The following is a 16,260-nucleotide window of genomic DNA, read 5'->3' on the forward strand; positions in this document are numbered from 1 at the left end:
CCGGGCCGAAGCCCTTACGCGCGCACCAGCCCCTTGGAGTCCCGCGCGAGCGCCGTCAGCCGGGAGATCGCACGGAAGTACTTCTTCCGGTAGCCGCCGTTCAGCATTTCCTCGCTGAACAGCCGGTCGAAGGGGAGGCCCGAGGCGAGCACCGGGATCTCACGGTCGTAGAGCCGGTCGGCGAGGACGACGAGGCGCAGCGCCGTCGACTGGTCGGGGACCGGCTGCACGTCGGTCAGGCAGACCGCACTGAGGTCGTCCGTCAGGGCGCCGTAGCGGCTGGGGTGCACGCGCGCGAGGTGGTCGAGCAGATGCGGGAAGTCGTCGAGCGAGGCGCCCGGGGTCGCGTACGCCGCCTTCGTCACCTGTTCGTCGGAGAACGGGGCGGGCGCCTCGGGCAGGCCGCGGTGGCGGTAGTCGTCGCCGTCGATCCGCAGGGGGCGGAAGTGGGCGGACAGGCCCTGGATCTCGCGCAGGAAGTCGGCGGCGGCGAACCGGCCCTCACCGAGCTTGCCCGGCAGCGTGTTCGAGGTCGCGGCGAGCGCGACGCCGGCGTCGACGAGCTTGCCGAGCAGGCTCGACACCAGGACGGTGTCGCCCGGGTCGTCCAGCTCGAACTCGTCGATGCACAGCAGCCGGTGCTCGCCGAGCGTCCGTACGGTCTGCTGGAAGCCGAGCGCGCCCACCAGGTTCGTCAGCTCGACGAACGTGCCGAACGCCTTCTGCTCGGGGGCCGCCGGGGTGGCGTGCCAGAGGGAGGCGAGGAGGTGGGTCTTGCCGACGCCGTAGCCGCCGTCCAGATAGACGCCGCGGGGCCCGGTGGGGGCCGCGGGCTTCTTGGCGAACCACCGCCGCTTGCCGGAGCCGCTCGCGTGGGCGCCGCCGAGCCCGGCCGCGAAGCCGCTCAGGACCCGCACCGCCTCGGTCTGGCTGGGCTGATGGGGGTCCGGGATGTATGTCTCGAAGCGGACCGAGTCGAAGCGCGGCGGGGGCACCATCTCGGCGACCAGACGGTCCGCCGGGACGAGCGGCTCACGGGCGCACAGGGACAGCGGGGCCGCGTCGGCTATCGGACTCTGGGCCGGGGCGGTGGTGGAGGACGACACAGCACCCAACTCTAGACGCCGTGCGACACTGCGTGACATGCGACGCCTGTTCCCTGTGACGTACGAAACAGCAGATCACGCGGCCCACGAAGCCCGTGAATGGAGTCTCGACGAGCTCGCGGACGCCTATGCCTACCCCGCCGGGCAGGACGTCTGGCTGCGCGCCAACATGGTCTCCACGCTCGACGGCGCCGCCCACCACGACGGCCGCTCGCAGGGCATCTCGAGCGCCGCCGACATGCGGATCTTCGGCACCCTGCGCGGGCTCGCGGACGCCGTCCTCGTCGGTGCGGAAACGGTCCGCCTGGAGGGCTATCGCCCGGCACGCGCGCGTGAGGCCTTCGCCGGGCGCAGGGAGGCGGCCGGACAGGCACCCGCCCCGGCCATCGCGGTGATCACCGGGAGCCTGAACCTCGACTTCTCCCTTCCGCTGTTCACCTCCCCCCTCGTTCCCACGTTCGTGGTCACCGGCGCCGGAGCGCCGCCCGACCGGCTGGACGCCGCACGCAAGGCGGGCGCCGAGGTGCTGATCGCAGGCGAGGGCACCACCGTCGAGCCGGAGCGGGCGGTCCGGGCGCTCGCGGAGCGCGGGCTGACCCGGCTGCTCACGGAGGGCGGACCCCGCCTGCTCGGCCAGTTCGTGGCCGCACAGATGCTCGACGAACTCTGCCTCACGCTGTCGCCGATGCTCGCCGCCGGAGACGCCCAGCGGATTGCCGGCGGACCGTCCCTGAGCGTCCCTGAACGTTTCGAGATGGCTTCTGTGCTGGAAGAGGCCGGGTTCCTGTTCACCCGATACCGTCGGAGCTGACAATCAGCGGAATGTGCCGTTCCGTTTACCTTCCGCTGGGCACACTAAATCTCGCAGACCCCGTGCGGCCACGGGGCAGGATGGTTTCCGCAGGGACCGGTCGAGAGTCGACGGCCCACGGAGGAGAGAAGAAGGGCGCCTGTCGTGTTCACGAGCGTATTGATGATCGAGAAGGCCCTGACGTCCGCCGACGTGGAGTTCGTCACCACCTTGCACGGTGACGAGGAAGTCGCTTTCCATGTGCTGCTCCAGCCCCGCGGCGACCAGGCCGACCGCCTGCTGCGGGCGATCGACGACGTCGCCATGGGGGAGCTCGACGACGCGGCGAAGGAAGGGGACGTACCCGAGGGCCAGGACGCCACGGAACCCGGCGAACAAGCGCTCCAGGTCTCCCTCACCGCACTCCACCAGGCCGGCTGCGAGGCAGTGGGCCGCCTCGTCGAGGACCACCCCCTGGACGCCCTGAAGTCCCTCGTCGACGAGATCGGCGCCGACGAGGTCATCGTCCTGACCGACCCGCACTACGTGGAGGAGTTCTTCCACCGCGACTGGGCCTCGCGCGCCCGGCACAAGGTGGGCGTTCCGGTGCTGAAGCTCTTCTCGTACAGCAAGGCCTAGGCCCGCTCGCCGCCGGGGCGGTGCAGGGTTGCGCGGGCGGGGTGCACGGAGAAAGTAGGCTGAGCCTGCCCGCCGCAGTGGGCACGCAGCAGCACACCGTCCCAGGGAGAAATCAATGGCACCCGGCCTGCCCACCGCCATGGACCGACCGCACTTCATCGGCATCGGCGGCGCCGGAATGTCGGGCATCGCGAAGATCCTCACGCAGCGCGGCGCCCAGGTCGCCGGCAGTGACTCCCGGGAGTCCGCCACGGCGGAGGCGCTGCGCTCGATCGGCGCCACCGTCCACATCGGCCACGACGCCGGGCACCTGGCGCCGGACGCCACCTGCGTCGTCGTCTCCTCCGCGATCCGCGCCGACAACCCCGAGCTGGTTCGCGCCGCCGAGCTCGGCATTCCCGTCGTCCACCGCTCCGACGCGCTCGCCTCCCTCATGGAGGGCCTGCGCCCCATCGCGGTCGCCGGCACGCACGGCAAGACGACGACCACGTCGATGCTGGCGGTGTCGCTGTCCTCCCTGGGCCTCGACCCCTCGTACGCCATCGGCGGCGACCTCGACGCCCCCGGCTCGAACGCGCTGCACGGCGAGGGCGACATCTTCGTCGCCGAGGCCGACGAGTCGGACCGCAGCTTCCACAAGTACGCGCCCGAGGTCGCCATCGTCCTCAACGTCGAGCTCGACCACCACGCCAACTACGCGTCGATGGACGAGATCTACGAGTCCTTCGAGACCTTCGCCTCCAAGATCGTCCCCGGTGGCACGCTCGTCATCGCCGCGGACCAGTCCGGCGCCGTCGAGCTCACCCGCCGGCTGCGCGACACGACGTCCCTCAAGGTCGTCACGTACGGCGAGTCGGAGGCGGCCGACGTCCGCATCCACAAGGTCACTCCGCGCGGTCTGACCAGCGAGGTCACCGTCCTCCTCGACGGCAAGCTGCTCACCTTCACCGTCTCGGTCCCCGGCCGCCACTACGCGCACAACGCGGTCGCGGCGCTCGCCGCCGGCGTCGCGCTCGGCATCCCCTCCCGGAACCTGGCCGCGGCCCTGAAGTCGTACACCGGAGTCAAGCGCCGCCTCCAGCTCAAGGGCGAGGAGAACGGCGTACAGGTCATCGACTCGTACGCGCACCACCCCACCGAGATGTCCGCCGACCTCGAGGCGATGCGCTCGGCCGCGGGGGGCTCCCGGATCCTCGTCGTCTTCCAGCCCCACCTCTTCTCCCGCACCCAGGAGCTCGGCAAGGAGATGGGCGAGGCCCTCGCCCTCGCCGACGCGTCCGTGGTCCTGGACATCTACCCGGCCCGCGAGGACCCGATCCCCGGCATCACCAGCGGCCTCATCATCGACGCGGCCCGCGCCGCGGGCGCCGACGTGGACGCCGTTCAGGACAAGGCGACCGTGCCCGACGTGATCGCGGGAATGGTCAAGCCGGGCGACCTTGTTCTGACCATGGGCGCGGGTGACGTCACGGAGCTCGGCCCGCAGATCCTGGACCGCCTCGCCAAGTGAAGGACTGAGCTGAATGTCGTACGACGTCGAAAAGCCGGACGAGGAGTGGCGCGCGGAACTGACCCCGGCGGAGTACGCGGTACTGCGCCAGGCCGGCACCGAGCCCGCCTTCGTCGGTGAGTACACGGACACCAAGACCAAGGGTGTCTACTCCTGTCGCGCGTGCGGCGCGGAGCTCTTCACCTCGGGCGAGAAGTTCGAGTCGCACTGCGGCTGGCCGTCCTTCTTCGACCCGAAGGACACGGACGCCGTCGAGCTGATCGAGGACCGCTCGCACGGCATGGTCCGCACCGAGGTGCGCTGCGCCCGCTGCGGCTCGCACCTCGGCCACGTCTTCGAGGGCGAGGGCTACCCCACCCCGACGGACCAGCGGTACTGCATCAACTCGATCTCGCTGAAGCTGGCGCCGGAAGCGGGCTGACCGCGGCCCCGGCGGAGGCTCAGTCCTCCGCCGGCGTCTCCGGGCGCATCATCGGGTGGACGACGCCGGGGAAGACGCGGGCCCGGACCTCCGGCTCCGCGGAGCCGCCCTGGACCACCGTCTCGGCGATGCCCCACGGGCGGCCGGGCAGGACGACGGTCAGCGTGTACGAGGACGCGCAGCCCATGCAGTCGTACTTGTCCATCCACGTCTCGACGTCCGTGAGGCTGCCGGGGGCGCGGCCCACGTGGCGGTGGCGGGCGTGACAGCGGTCGCACTTCTCGCCGGGCTCGCACGTGCCGCCGCAGGGGCAGGGGACGTCGAGGGAGTCCGCGGGCCGCCAGCGCTGGGTGCGCACGGCCTCCGCGGTGGCGCCCATGTCCTTCATCGCCTTGAGGTTCTTCGCGGCGACGACGTACGACTCTCCGGTCGACGTCATCCGGCTCCGGATCACGTGCTTGCGTCCGCGGTTCGTCGTCATCTGGTTCCTCCTGGGTTCACGCAGCCCGCCAGGAGGCCCACGAGATCGTTCCTCCCCCACGGTACCGGGCCCGGCGGGTGACCGGGCCACGAGAGACCGGGGAGAGACGTCAGCCGGGGGCCGTGGCGACCGGGAGCTCCTTCACACCGTTGATGAAGTTCGACAGCAGCCGCCGTGGTGGGCCCGCCGGCTCGAGCACCGGCAGGGCCCGACAGGTCTCCTCGTACAGCACCCGCAGCTGCAGGCGCGCGAAGTGCGCGCCCAGGCAGACGTGCGGACCGTCCCCGAACGAGACGTGCGGGTTGGGGCTGCGGGCGAGGTCGAGCCGGTGCGGGTCGTCGAAGACGCGTTCGTCGTGGTTGGCCGAGGCGTGGAAGACGACGACCTTGTCACCCGCGCGGACTCGGCGGCCCGCCAGGATCGTGTCGCGGGCGGCGGTGCGGCGGAACGTGAGGACCGGCGGGTGGCGGCGCAGGAGCTCGTCCACCGCCGTCGCCGGGTCGGCCTTCCCGTCGCGCAGCAGACCGTACGCCTTCGGCGCCCGGGCCAGCTCCAGAAGGCCGCCGGGGGCCGCGCTGCGCACCGTGTCGTTGCCGGCGACCGTGAGCAGGAAGAAGAACATCTCCAGTTCGGCCGCCGCCAGGTCGGGGTCGGTGGCCAGGACCGTCATGACGTCGTCCGCCGGGTGGGTCCGCTTGTGCGCGGCGAGCGAGCGAGCGTAGGCGAACATGTCGCGCAGCATCGCGGGGGAGCGCGGGTTGACCGGCCTGCCGTCGGCGTCGAGAACGGGCTCGTCCGCCTCGTCCGGGTCCTGATAGCCGATGACGCGCTGCGTCCAGTGCAGCAGAAGGCCGCGGTCGGAGTCCGGGACCCCCAGGAGGTCGGCGAGGTTCAGGAGGGCGTAGTCGTCCGTGACCGCCGAGACCAGGTCGATGGTGGGGCCGGGGGCCGCGACGGCCGCCGTGAGCAGGGCACGGGCCCGGTCGCGGGCGAGCGCGGCGAAGCGGTCCACGCGCCGCGGGGTGAACGCGCGGCTCACGAGGCGGCGCAGCCGGCCGTGGTCCGGCGGGTCCTGGTTGAGCATCATGGAGCGGATGAACGGCAGGTCCGCCGGGTCGGGGTCGCGGATCTGCGTGGCACCCAGACACGACGAGTACGTCGCCGTGTCCTTGAGGACGCGGACCACGTCGGCATGGCGCGTGACGGCCCAGAACCCGGGGCCCGCGGGCCAGCCCAGCACCTCCGGCTCCTCCTGCCAGGCGACGGGGTGGTGGTCGCGGAGCGTGCGGTAGCTGTCGTGGGGGATGCCCCGCGCGTACCGGCGCGGGTCGAAGACGTCCGGGATGTCCGGGACATCCGCCGGGACATCCAGAGTGTCCGAGGCGTCCGCGGTGGGCGGCGCACTGGTCGGTTCCGTCATACGTGCGCCTCGTCGTCCGGCCCGTCCGCCCTCAGGAAGTCCTCCACTGTCCGGATCAGGGCGAGCGGTGTCTCGTCCATCGCGTAGTGGCCGCACGCGGGGAGTTCGGTCAGTTCGGCGCGGGCGTACCAGCTCATCCAGGTGGCCCGCATCAGGTCGGCCGAGAGCGCCGGGTCGAGCGTCCCGGTGACGGCGAGCGCGGGGACCGTGGTGCCCTCCACCCGGGTGTGGAAGTCCTCGCCGGCCCAGGAGTCCAGCCAGGCCCGGAACGCCTTCGGATCGCTGACCTCCAGCGACCGCTCCACCATCCGGTCGAGCCAGGCGGCCGGGCGTGCGCCGCCGGTCGTGATGTCGAGGATGGCGCGGCGGTTCTCCGGGGCGTGGGACGCGCCGGCGAAGAGGTCCCACTGCTCGGGCGGCAGCGGCAGCCCGCACGCCGGGACGGGCGAGACGCCGACCAGCCTGCGCAGCCGGTGGGGCGCGGCGGCCAGGATCCGCTGGGCGACGCTCCCGCCCATCGAGTGGCCGATCGCCGAGAACCGCTCCCAGCCGAGTCGGTCCGCAAGTGCGATCACGTCGGTGGCGGCCTCCGCCGTGGTGTAGGCACCGCCCGCGTCCCTGGCCTCGCCGTAGCCGCGCAGGTCCACGAAGGCGTACTGGAAGGCGGAGCGGTCGAGGTCGGCCAGCAGCGGGGTGTAGGCGCCGCGGTCGGCGAACCAGCCGTGCACGGCGACCACTTTGTGCGGTCCCGTGCCGTGCAGCTCATGCGGGAGGACGAAGGAGGCCACGGTGACTCCTGACGGTCGGTGAGGGGACGAGCGGTCCCTGCCTGCGCCGCACCACCGTGGCCCGCCACCCCAGGGGCGCACAAGGGCGCGCGGCGGCACCGGGGACAATGAGGCTCCATCCGGGCACGGGCGACGACGCCGTACCCGTCGAACAGACACCACGTAGGAGACCGGGCCCGTTGTCCCAGAAGCGCGAGAACCGTCCTGAGGCCGTGGCGTCCGACGCGGCCGTCCCGGGCACCGCAACCGTCCAGGGCACTTCCGCCCCGGGCACCGGCGCCGTTGCGGAGGCCGGGCACCGGCGCCGGCTCGATCTGCGCGCCGACTGCGGGAACTGCTTCGGGCTGTGCTGTGTCGCGCTGCCCTTCGCCAAGTCCTCCGACTTCGCCGCGGACAAGGCCGCGGGCCGGCCGTGCCACAACCTCCAGGACGACTTCCGCTGCGGCATCCACACCACGCTCCGCGACAAGGGCTACTCGGGCTGCACGGTCTTCGACTGCTTCGGCGCCGGTCAGCAGGTGTCACAGGTCACGTTCGGCGGCGAGGACTGGCGTACGTCGCGCGGGACCGCGCGCACGATGTTCGACGTCTTCCCCGTCATGCGCCAACTGCACGAACTGCTCTGGTACCTGACCGAGGCGCTGGAGCTCGACCGGGCCCGCCCGGCGCACGTGGACGTGCGGCGCGCCCTCGACGGGATCGAGGAGCTCACCCGCGCCGACGCCGCCACCCTCTCCGCGGCCGACGTCCCCACCCTCCGCGGCGAGGTCAGCGAGACCCTCCTGAAGGTCAGCGAACTCGTACGGGCGGCCGTGCCCGGCCGGAAGAAGAACCACCGGGGCGCCGACCTGATGGGCGCCCGTCTCAAGGGCGCCGATCTGCGGGGTGCCAACCTGCGCGGCGCCTACCTGATAGCGGCCGACCTGCGCGGCGCCGACCTGCGCGAGGCCGACCTCATAGGGGCCGACCTGCGCGACGCGCGCCTTCAGGGCGCCGATCTGACCGGCAGCATCTTCCTCACGCAGGCGCAGGTCAACGCGGCCCGCGGGGACGGCTCGACCAGGATCCCGGCCACCCTGAGCCGCCCCGCGCACTGGTAGGCGCACGCCTCTCGGCGAGTCGTCGCAGTCCTGGGGGAGCAGGGATCAGAGCCCCGGAGCGTCGGACCCCAGGGACTTCTTCAGGAAGTCGAGCTGGAACAGGAGCAGATTCTCCGCGACGCTCTCCTGCGTGACCATGTGCGTCGCGCCCGGCAGGGGGAGCACCTGGTGGCTGCGGCCCGCCGCGAGCAGCGCCGCCGACAGGCGCAGGGTGTGCGCGACCGCCACATTGTCGTCGGCGAGCCCGTGCACCAGCAGGAGCGGCCGGCGCAGCAGGTGCGCGTCGGCGATCAGGGAGCAGCGTTCGTAGTTCTCGGGCTCCTCGTCGGGGTGGCCGAGATAGCGCTCCTTCCAGTGCGTGTCGTACAGCCGCTGGTCGGTGGGCGGCGCGCCCGCGACCGCCGCGTGGAAGACGTCGGGCCTGCGCAGCACGGCGCCCGCTGCCAGGAACCCGCCGAACGACCAGCCGCGGATCGCGACCCGCGTCAGATCGAGGTCGGGGAACTGCGCCCCGGCCGCCTGCACGGCACAGACCTGGTCGTCGAGGGCGTGCGTCAGGATGTCGCCGCGGATCTCCTTCTCCCACGCGGGGCCGCGCCCCGGGGAGCCGCGCCCGTCCGTGACCAGGACCGCGAAGCCCTGCTCGGCGAACCACTGCGACAGATGCGCGGGCCAGCCGAGGCCGCGCGTGGCGACCAGAAGGTGCTGGCCCCCGTACGGGTTCACCAGGACGGGGAGCGTGCCGCTGCCCGGTGTGTGCCACGACGGCAGGAACAGCTGGCTGCGCAACTCCCGCTCCCCGAGCCGCAGATGAACGGGCCGCGTGGGGACGACGGGGCGCTCGGCCAGCGAGGCGATCTCCCCTACGGGGTTGCCCTTGTTCGTCACCTCCACGGTCGTACGGTCCTCCCGGCGGCTCACCAGGACCGTGGTGCCTCCCGCCGAGACGGCCGTGTGCACGCCCGGTGTGTCCGTGAGCCTGACGCAGCCCGCGTCGGACGCCCAGGTCCACACATGGGTCTCGGTGGGCTCGTCGCCGCCTTCGAACAGCACCGACTCACCCTGTACGCCCAGAACTTGGCGGACCTGGAGGCCCACCGGGGTCACCGGCTTCCCGGCCAGGACGAGGCGGCGGGTGTCCTGTTCGTCGCGGGTGGTCACCAGCGCGCCGGACGCCGTGCGGCACGGGGCGCCGGGGACCAGCTCGACCCAGGCCGCGTCGAGCTGCTCGTCCAGGAGGCGGGTGGCGCCCGTCGCGGGGTCCACGGCCAGCGTGCGCAGCGTCCGCTGGTCGCGGCTCTGCACCGCGGCGAACGGGCCGTGCGCGTCCCACCCGGCCACGGGCACGTACTCGAACGCCTGGCGGTCCCAGTCCACTTCGGCCCGTGAGCCGTCCAGGTGCAGCACATGGAGCGACACGTCGGCGTTGGCCGTGCCCGCCGCCGGGTAGCGCACGGCGCGCGGCGGCGCCGAAGGGTCGGCGGGGTCGGAGAGATACCAGCGCTGCACACGCGACGTGTCCACGCGCGCCGCGAGCAGCGCGCCGCCGTCGGGCGCCCACCAGTGTCCGCGGGCCCGGCCCATCGACTCCGAGGACGCGTGGTCGGTCAACCCGTAGGTGATGTCAGGGCCTTCGGGCCCCGCGAGCAGCCGGTCCTCGCCGTCGAGGGTGACGACGTGCAGGGCGCCCCCGGTGACGTACGCGACCGAACGGCCGTCGGGCGACAGGCGCGGGTCCACGACCGGGCCCGCCGCCGACACGGGGAACGGGACGCCGTCCGCGACACGCACGGCCCAGAGCGCTCCCGACAGGGCGTACACGACGGTGCGGCACTCGGCGTCGGCCGAGTACGAGACGAGCCCGACCGCGCTCTCTCGCGCCCGCTCCCTGCGCACGCGCTCGGCGGCCGGCACGTCTCCCGCGCGCGCGGTGCGCGAGACGTTCACGAGGACCCGCTCCTCACCGTCCTCGTGGAGCCACAGCGCGCTCACGGGGTCGGCGCCGCCGCCCGTGCGCAGGAACAGGACGCGCTCGCCGTCGGCCGAAACCGTGAACCGGCTGGGCGCGCCCAGGGCGAAGCGGCGGGTGCGGGCGTACTGGCGTGGGAACTCGCGGGCATCATCCATGGGGGCACTCTGGCACGCGCGCCGCTGACACCCCGTCGGGTGGGCGACGGGGGCGGGGCCGGCGCTCGCGTCAGCTGTCGGACTTGTGTCGCACCACCACGACCGAGCAGTGCGCGTGCTGCGTCACCTGCTGGCTCACCGAGCCGAGCAGCGCGCCCTTGAAGCCGCCGTAGCCGCGGGTGCCGACGACGAGGAGTTCGGCGGCCCCGGACGCCTCGACGAGGACCTTCGCCGCGGGCCCCTGCACGATGCGGCTGTGCACCGGGACGGGCGGGCTCTCGCCGACCGTCTCCGTGACGATGTCGAGGAGTTTGACGCGCGAGGTCTCCTCGGGGGAGAGCAGCTCGTGGCCGCCGAACTCCGTGTCCCCGTCGGCCGGCCCGCCGAGGCTGAAGGGATTCGTGGACCACTCCCAGCTCATGACGGCGTGCACCCGGCCGCCGACGAGCGTGGCCTGTCGCACGGCCCAGTGGAGGGCTTCCTTCGAGTGCTTCGAACCGTCGACTCCGACGACGATCAACGGCTCCGTGGCCTGGCTCACCGAAGACTCCTCAGCTGGGGATCGGGTGGGATCGGGTACCGCCCTTTTCCCCGTCCGGACGCTCATCAGTCGCCGGTTCACGCGATGGTGCGATCATGTGCCGCCGTCCGGATGTCCGCCGGGGGCCACGGGTAGGGCCGGGCCATGACGCAGCCGTTCGAACTGCCGCACTTCTACATGCCGTACCAGGCGCGGCTCAATCCACACCTCGACGAGGCGCGGGCGCACTCCACGCAGTGGGCCCGCGAGATGGGCATGCTGGAGGGGTCGGGCATCTGGGAGCAGAGCGACCTCGACGCGCACGACTACGGACTGCTGTGCGCGTACACCCACCCCGACTGCGACGGGCCCGCCCTGTCCCTCGTCACCGACTGGTACGTGTGGGTCTTCTTCTTCGACGACCACTTCCTGGAGACGTTCAAGCGGACCATGGACCGCGAGGGCGGCAAGGCCTATCTGGACCGCCTGCCGCTGTTCATGCCGATGGACCTGGCGACCCCCGTGCCCGAGCCGCAGAACCCGGTCGAGGCCGGCCTCGCCGACCTCTGGGCGCGCACCGTGCCCGCCATGTCGGAGGACTGGCGCGGCAGGTTCGCCGAGTCGACCGAGCACCTCCTCAACGAGTCGATGTGGGAGCTGTCCAACATCGACGAGGGGCGGATCTCCAACCCCGTCGAGTACATCGAGATGCGCCGCAAGGTCGGCGGTGCGCCCTGGTCGGCGGGGCTCGTCGAGTACGCGACCTCCGAAGTGCCCGCGTCCGTCGCCGGGTCGAGGCCGCTGCGCGTCCTGATGGAGACGTTCTCCGACGCCGTGCACCTGCGCAACGACCTCTTCTCGTACCAGCGGGAGGTCGAGGACGAGGGCGAGCTGAGCAACGGCGTACTCGTCCTGGAGACCTTCTTCGGCTGTACGACGCAGGAGGCCGCGCAGACCGTCAACGACATCCTCACCTCGCGCCTCCACCAGTTCGAGCACACCGCGCTCACCGAAGTGCCCGTCCTCGCCGTCGAGAAAGGGCTCACACCGTCCGAGGCCGCCGCGGTCGCCGCCTACACGAGGGGCCTGCAGGACTGGCAGTCCGGCGGCCACGAATGGCATCTGCGCTCCAGCCGGTACATGAACGAGGGGGCGACCGGGAGCAACCCGCTGGCGGGGCCCACCGGGATCGGCACCTCCGGTGCGGACATCGGCGCGCTGCTCGCCGCGGCGGGCGCCGAACGGCTGCGCGCCTACACGCATGTGCCGTTCCAGAAGGTCGGGCCCTCCCGGATCCCCGACCTCTGCATGCCGTTCACGCTCCGGCTGAACCCGGGCCTGGCACTGGCCCGCCGCCGCATCACCTCGTGGGCGCACGCCATGGGCATCCTGGAGGAGGGTGTCTGGGACGAGGACAAGCTCGCCGCCTACGACCTGCCCCTGTGCTCGGCCGGTATCGACCCCGACGGGGACCAGGACGCCCTGGACCTGAGCGCGCACTGGCTGGCCTGGGGGACGTACGGGGACGACTACTATCCGCTCGTCTTCGGGAACCGGCGCGACCTCGCCGCGGCGAAGCTGTGCACCGAGCGGCTGTCCGCGTGCATGCCCATTGAGGGCGGCGAGTTCCCGCCGCCCGTGAACGCGATGGAGCGCGGTCTCGCCGACCTCTGGGCCCGCACCGCCGCCGGGATGACGACCGCGCAGCGGCGCACCCTGAAGGCGTCCGTCGACGTCATGACCGAGAGCTGGGTGTGGGAGCTGTCCAACCGGCTCCAGAACCGCATCCCGGACCCCGTCGACTATCTGGAGATGCGCCGCGCCACGTTCGGCGCCGACCTCACCATGAACCTGTGCCGCCTAGGCCACGGCCCCGACGTGCCCCCGGAGGTCTACCGCAGCGGCCCCGTCCGCTCCCTGGAGAACGCGGCCGTCGACTACGCGATGCTCCTGAACGACGTGTTCTCGTACCAGAAGGAGATCGAGTACGAGGGCGAGATCCACAACGGCATCCTCGTCGTGCAGAACTTCTTCGGCTGCGACTACCCGACCGCGCTCGGCGTCGTGCACGACCTGATGACGCAGCGCCTGCAGCAGTTCGAACATGTCGCCACCCATGAATTCCCCGTCCTCTACGACGACTTCAAGCTGTCGCCGAAGGCCCGGGCGGCCATGGACGGCTACGTGGTGGAGCTCCAGAACTGGATGGCCGGAATCCTCAACTGGCACCGCGACTGCCGCCGTTACGGAGCCGCCGACCTGGCCCGGCGCGCGCATGGCTTCGTACCGGGGCAGTTGCCGCACCTTTTCGGCCGTAATGAGGGATTCATGGAACCCTCGTGGGGTGCGGTGCCTCGGCCGTGACACGTACGACGTGTCGGGGTTCGACGCGACGGTCGGCGGCACGCGCGCCGCTCGCGCCCGACCATCTCCTGGAGCGCGAGGGCATGGGCATGATGCGGCCGTTCGTCGTGATGCCCGCCGAGGCGATGAAGTTCGACCACGGGGCGGGGCGCGGGGCATGGAGGGCGCGAGGGGCAGGGTGGGCACGGCGGCTGACCGGATGCCAGAAATGCCCGGTTCAGTCTCACTCGTTCGAGGATCGTCGCGCCGGACGCGGACGGGTAGAGCTTTGGCCGGAGGTGGGCCATGGACCAGACCGCGTTGCGCCCCAAGTCGATGCCCGGAGCCCCGCGCCGTGAGGCGGCGGCCCGGGGGAACGGTTCGGGCGGCCGCCGCCCGCATGCGGCTCGGCGCCGTGGCAAGCGCCTCGTCACCCTGCTGCTCGGCCTGCTGTTCGGCGCGGTGCTCGTGCTGTCGGGCGTCGGCCTCGGCACGGTCGGCGCCGCCGTCATAGGCATGAGCAAGCTGGCCGAGATGCAGCAGCAGGCGGGGGCGGCGCCGCGGCCGTCCGCGCTCGCACCGCCACATCCGCCGACCGCCTCCGCCTCGCCGTCGCTCTCCGCGCGCCCCGTGCGGGCGGCGCTCGGCGTCGAGGCGGTGGACGCGCCCGAGGGGGCGGGGGCGCTGCTCGTGGGCGTGCACGTGCCCGGTCCCGGCTATACGGCCGGTCTCGTCCGGGGCGATGTACTGACGGCCTTCGGCGGGACGCGGATCGGCTCGGCGGGCGACCTCGCCCGGGCGGTGGAGTCCGCGCGTCCGGGCCGGCAGGTCACGCTGACGGTCCGGCACGAGTCGGGCGTGCGCCAGGTGCTGGCGGTGACTCCTGGAGTGGTGATCTAGGGGATCGCCCGATGGGGGAGATCAGACCACCCGGAAGTGTGTCGTCAGCCGCCGTTCGTCGTCGAGGATGTGGAAGGCCAGGCCCACCGGGGCGTCCCGGTCCGCCACACCCTCGCCCTCCCAGGGCAGCCGCAGCGTCCAGGTCACCCCGGGGCCGATCACCAGCGGACGGCCCCCGAACACGGTGGCGGCCGGGGTGTGCGCGTGCCCCGCGATGATCCCGGCGATCTCCGGCCGCCGCTCCAGGAGGGCGGCCAGCTCCCGTGGTCGGGCCAGCTGGTACGCGTCGGGCAGTGGGTGGTGCAGCGGCACCGGCGGGTGGTGGAACGCGAGCAGGACGGGCGTCTCGCCGTCGATCTCGTCGAGGGTGTCCTCCAGCCAGCCGTACGTCTCCTCGTCGAGCCGGCCCTCGTCCGCGCCCGGGATGCTGGAGTCGCACATGAGGACCACGGCGCCGCCCACGTGGTGGGCCCGGTTCACCGGTCCCTCGGCCGGGGGTTCGCGCAACAGCGCCTTGCGGTAGGGCGTCCGGCTGTCGTGGTTGCCGGGGCAGGTCAGGACGGGGAAGGGTGCGCCGCCGTCGTGCAGCCCCAGCAGCTCCGCCGCCTCCTCGTACTCCGACTCCGCGCCGTGGTCCGCGATGTCGCCGGTGACCAGGAGGGCGTCGAGGGGGCCCGGCAGCGCCCGCAGGTGGTCGATTGCGCGCCGGGCGCGCGCTGTGGCGCGCGGGGACCCGTCGAGGTGCAGGTCGCTGATCTGGGCCAGTACAAGCATGGTCGTAGTCCTCCGGCGAAGGGTCTTAACGGATAGCGCCGATCTAACCATTAGTTGTAATGGTTGCTCAATGGGTAGGCGTTAGATGGCGGCCCGGCCGGACGGCGCGCGCATGCGGGAACAGACTCGCGTCGGGCCCTGCGGGCGGGCAGGATGCTGCCCGTACGTCCCGTTCGGAGAAGCAAGGTTCAGCTCGGAGCACCCGGAGGACCGGATGACCGCCACGCCCGCGCCGTTCACGGCCGACGACTACAGGGCCCGGATGGAGCGCGCCGCCCGGTCCGCGGCCGACGCGGGGCTCGCCGGCGTCCTCGTCGCCCCCGGCCCCGACATGGTCTGGCTCACCGGCTATTCGCCCACCGCCGACACCGAGCGCCTCACGATGCTCGTCCTCGCCCCGGGCCAGGACCCCGTCCTCGTGGTCCCCACGCTCGAGGCACCGGACGCCGCGAAGGCGGTGGGAGCGGACGCCCTCACCCTGCGGGACTGGACCGACGGCAAGGACCCGTACGCGGTGACCGCACCCCTCCTCGACGCCTCCGGGCGCTTCGGCATCAGCGACAACGCGTGGGCGATGCACCTCATCGGGCTGCAGAAGACACTGCCCGACACCTCGTACGCCTCCCTCACCGAGGCCCTGCCGATGATGCGCGCCGTCAAGGACGCGGCCGAACTCGAACGGCTGACGGCGGCGGGCGAGGCGGCCGACGCCACGTACGAGGAGATCAAGAAGGTGCCCTTCGCGGGCCGCAGGGAGACGGACGTCGCGGGCGATCTCGCCGATCTGCTGCGGCAGTTCGGGCACTCGCAGGTCGACTTCACCGTCGTCGGATCCGGCCCGAACGGCGCCAACCCGCACCACGAGGCGGGCGAACGCGTCATCGAGAACGGCGACATGGTCGTCCTCGACTTCGGCGGCCTCAAGCACGGCTACGGCTCCGACACCTCCCGCACCGTGCACGTCGGCGAGCCCACCGCCGAGGAGCAGCGCGTCCACGACGTCGTGCGCGAGGCGCAGGCGGCGGGCTGCGCGGCGGTCGAACCGGGCGCCGCCTGCCAGGACGTCGACCGCGCCGCCCGCGCCGTGATCACCGAGTTCGGCTACGGCCAGTTCTTCATCCACCGCACCGGCCACGGCATCGGCGTCACCACCCACGAACCCCCCTACATGATCGAGGGCGAGGAACTGCCCCTCGTCCCCGGAATGTGCTTCTCCGTGGAGCCGGGCATCTACCTTCCGGGCCGCTTCGGGGTGCGCATCGAGGACATCGTGACGGTCACCGAGGACGGCGTACGACGGCTGAACAGCACGTCGCGGGACATGGCGATCGTGAGCTAGAC

At 72.2% G+C, this 16,260-nt stretch carries 15 protein-coding genes; 8 read left to right on the forward strand and 7 right to left on the reverse strand.

All coding sequences use genetic code 11. From position 1 onward, the window contains the following. Positions 1–14 precede the first annotated feature (14 nt). Positions 15–1,106 carry a cell division protein ZapE gene (gene zapE, locus ACZ67T_RS01150; protein WP_469980823.1) on the reverse strand — a complete coding sequence of 364 codons (1,092 nt, stop codon included), beginning with the start codon at positions 1,104–1,106 and terminating at the stop codon, positions 15–17. Between the two features lie 37 nt (positions 1,107–1,143). On the opposite strand from zapE, the gene ACZ67T_RS01155 reads away from it, so the two are divergent. From ACZ67T_RS01155 to msrB, 4 genes are all read left to right on the forward strand, one after another. Continuing rightward, positions 1,144–1,917 carry a pyrimidine reductase family protein gene (locus ACZ67T_RS01155; RefSeq protein ID WP_469980824.1) on the forward strand — a complete coding sequence of 258 codons (774 nt, stop codon included), beginning with the start codon at positions 1,144–1,146 and terminating at the stop codon, positions 1,915–1,917. Between the two features lie 144 nt (positions 1,918–2,061). Continuing rightward, positions 2,062–2,535 (forward strand): indole-3-glycerol phosphate synthase, encoded by a 474-nt coding sequence (locus tag ACZ67T_RS01160; protein WP_469980825.1) that lies wholly within the window; start codon positions 2,062–2,064, stop codon positions 2,533–2,535. Between the two features lie 115 nt (positions 2,536–2,650). Next, the gene (murC, locus tag ACZ67T_RS01165; protein WP_469980827.1) at positions 2,651–4,045 is read left to right on the forward strand and encodes a UDP-N-acetylmuramate--L-alanine ligase; all 1,395 of its coding nucleotides are present in this window, start codon (positions 2,651–2,653) and stop codon (positions 4,043–4,045) included. 13 nt (positions 4,046–4,058) lie between these two features. After that, positions 4,059–4,466, forward strand: coding sequence for a peptide-methionine (R)-S-oxide reductase MsrB (gene msrB, locus ACZ67T_RS01170; RefSeq protein WP_376251070.1), 408 nt, complete (start codon positions 4,059–4,061; stop codon positions 4,464–4,466). 19 nt (positions 4,467–4,485) lie between these two features. On the opposite strand, the gene ACZ67T_RS01175 is transcribed toward msrB, so the two are convergent. The 3 genes from ACZ67T_RS01175 to ACZ67T_RS01185 all read right to left on the reverse strand — a co-directional run bounded on the left by ACZ67T_RS01175 (position 4,486) and on the right by ACZ67T_RS01185 (position 7,155). Beyond that, positions 4,486–4,947: a hypothetical protein gene (locus ACZ67T_RS01175; RefSeq protein ID WP_469980829.1), complete on the reverse strand. Its 462-nt coding sequence runs from the start codon at positions 4,945–4,947 to the stop codon at positions 4,486–4,488. Positions 4,948–5,056: 109 nt separating this feature from the next. Next, on the reverse strand, positions 5,057–6,367 hold the full coding sequence (locus ACZ67T_RS01180) for a cytochrome P450 (protein ID WP_469980830.1): 1,311 nt from the start codon (positions 6,365–6,367) through the stop codon (positions 5,057–5,059). Then, on the reverse strand, positions 6,364–7,155 hold the full coding sequence (locus ACZ67T_RS01185; RefSeq protein ID WP_469980831.1) for an alpha/beta fold hydrolase: 792 nt from the start codon (positions 7,153–7,155) through the stop codon (positions 6,364–6,366). Before ACZ67T_RS01185 ends, ACZ67T_RS01180 begins: the two co-directional genes overlap by 4 nt. 314 nt (positions 7,156–7,469) lie before the next feature. On the opposite strand from ACZ67T_RS01185, the gene ACZ67T_RS01190 reads away from it, so the two are divergent. After that, positions 7,470–8,255 (forward strand): pentapeptide repeat-containing protein, encoded by a 786-nt coding sequence (locus ACZ67T_RS01190; protein WP_469981348.1) that lies wholly within the window; start codon positions 7,470–7,472, stop codon positions 8,253–8,255. A gap of 45 nt (positions 8,256–8,300) precedes the next feature. Here ACZ67T_RS01190 and ACZ67T_RS01195 read toward each other — a convergent pair whose 3' ends face one another. Continuing rightward, positions 8,301–10,382, reverse strand: coding sequence for a prolyl oligopeptidase family serine peptidase (locus ACZ67T_RS01195; RefSeq protein ID WP_469980832.1), 2,082 nt, complete (start codon positions 10,380–10,382; stop codon positions 8,301–8,303). 70 nt (positions 10,383–10,452) lie between these two features. After that, positions 10,453–10,923, reverse strand: coding sequence for a universal stress protein (locus ACZ67T_RS01200; protein ID WP_469980833.1), 471 nt, complete (start codon positions 10,921–10,923; stop codon positions 10,453–10,455). 144 nt (positions 10,924–11,067) lie between these two features. Between ACZ67T_RS01200 and cyc2 the strand changes: the two genes are divergently transcribed. Continuing rightward, a complete protein-coding gene (gene cyc2, locus ACZ67T_RS01205; protein WP_469980835.1) occupies positions 11,068–13,266 on the forward strand; it encodes a germacradienol/geosmin synthase Cyc2 in 2,199 nt (732 codons plus the stop codon). A 285-nt stretch (positions 13,267–13,551) separates the two neighbouring features. After that, positions 13,552–14,145, forward strand: coding sequence for a PDZ domain-containing protein (locus ACZ67T_RS01210; RefSeq protein WP_469980836.1), 594 nt, complete (start codon positions 13,552–13,554; stop codon positions 14,143–14,145). Positions 14,146–14,166: 21 nt separating this feature from the next. Here the strand turns inward: ACZ67T_RS01210 and ACZ67T_RS01215 are convergent, their stop codons facing one another. Continuing rightward, entirely contained in the window at positions 14,167–14,919 is a 753-nt protein-coding gene (locus ACZ67T_RS01215) for a metallophosphoesterase (protein ID WP_469980837.1), read from the reverse strand. 214 nt (positions 14,920–15,133) lie between these two features. Here ACZ67T_RS01215 and ACZ67T_RS01220 point away from each other — a divergent pair, with 214 nt between their 5' ends. After that, positions 15,134–16,258, forward strand: a complete 1,125-nt coding sequence (locus tag ACZ67T_RS01220) for a M24 family metallopeptidase (RefSeq protein WP_469980839.1) — start codon at positions 15,134–15,136, stop codon at positions 16,256–16,258. Positions 16,259–16,260 lie beyond the last annotated feature (2 nt).

The sequence above is a fragment of the Streptomyces sp. NPDC107517 genome (assembly GCF_055582645.1).

Coding starts and splice junctions, on each gene's coding strand:
- ACZ67T_RS01180 (WP_469980830.1), bottom strand. CDS start 6,367: ATGACGGAACCGACCAGTGCGCCGCCCACCGCGGACGCCTCGGACACT.
- ACZ67T_RS01210 (WP_469980836.1), top strand. CDS start 13,552: ATGGACCAGACCGCGTTGCGCCCCAAGTCGATGCCCGGAGCCCCGCGC.
- msrB (WP_376251070.1), top strand. CDS start 4,059: ATGTCGTACGACGTCGAAAAGCCGGACGAGGAGTGGCGCGCGGAACTG.
- ACZ67T_RS01175 (WP_469980829.1), bottom strand. CDS start 4,947: ATGACGACGAACCGCGGACGCAAGCACGTGATCCGGAGCCGGATGACG.
- cyc2 (WP_469980835.1), top strand. CDS start 11,068: ATGACGCAGCCGTTCGAACTGCCGCACTTCTACATGCCGTACCAGGCG.
- murC (WP_469980827.1), top strand. CDS start 2,651: ATGGCACCCGGCCTGCCCACCGCCATGGACCGACCGCACTTCATCGGC.
- ACZ67T_RS01195 (WP_469980832.1), bottom strand. CDS start 10,382: ATGGATGATGCCCGCGAGTTCCCACGCCAGTACGCCCGCACCCGCCGC.
- ACZ67T_RS01215 (WP_469980837.1), bottom strand. CDS start 14,919: ATGCTTGTACTGGCCCAGATCAGCGACCTGCACCTCGACGGGTCCCCG.
- ACZ67T_RS01155 (WP_469980824.1), top strand. CDS start 1,144: ATGCGACGCCTGTTCCCTGTGACGTACGAAACAGCAGATCACGCGGCC.
- ACZ67T_RS01220 (WP_469980839.1), top strand. CDS start 15,134: ATGACCGCCACGCCCGCGCCGTTCACGGCCGACGACTACAGGGCCCGG.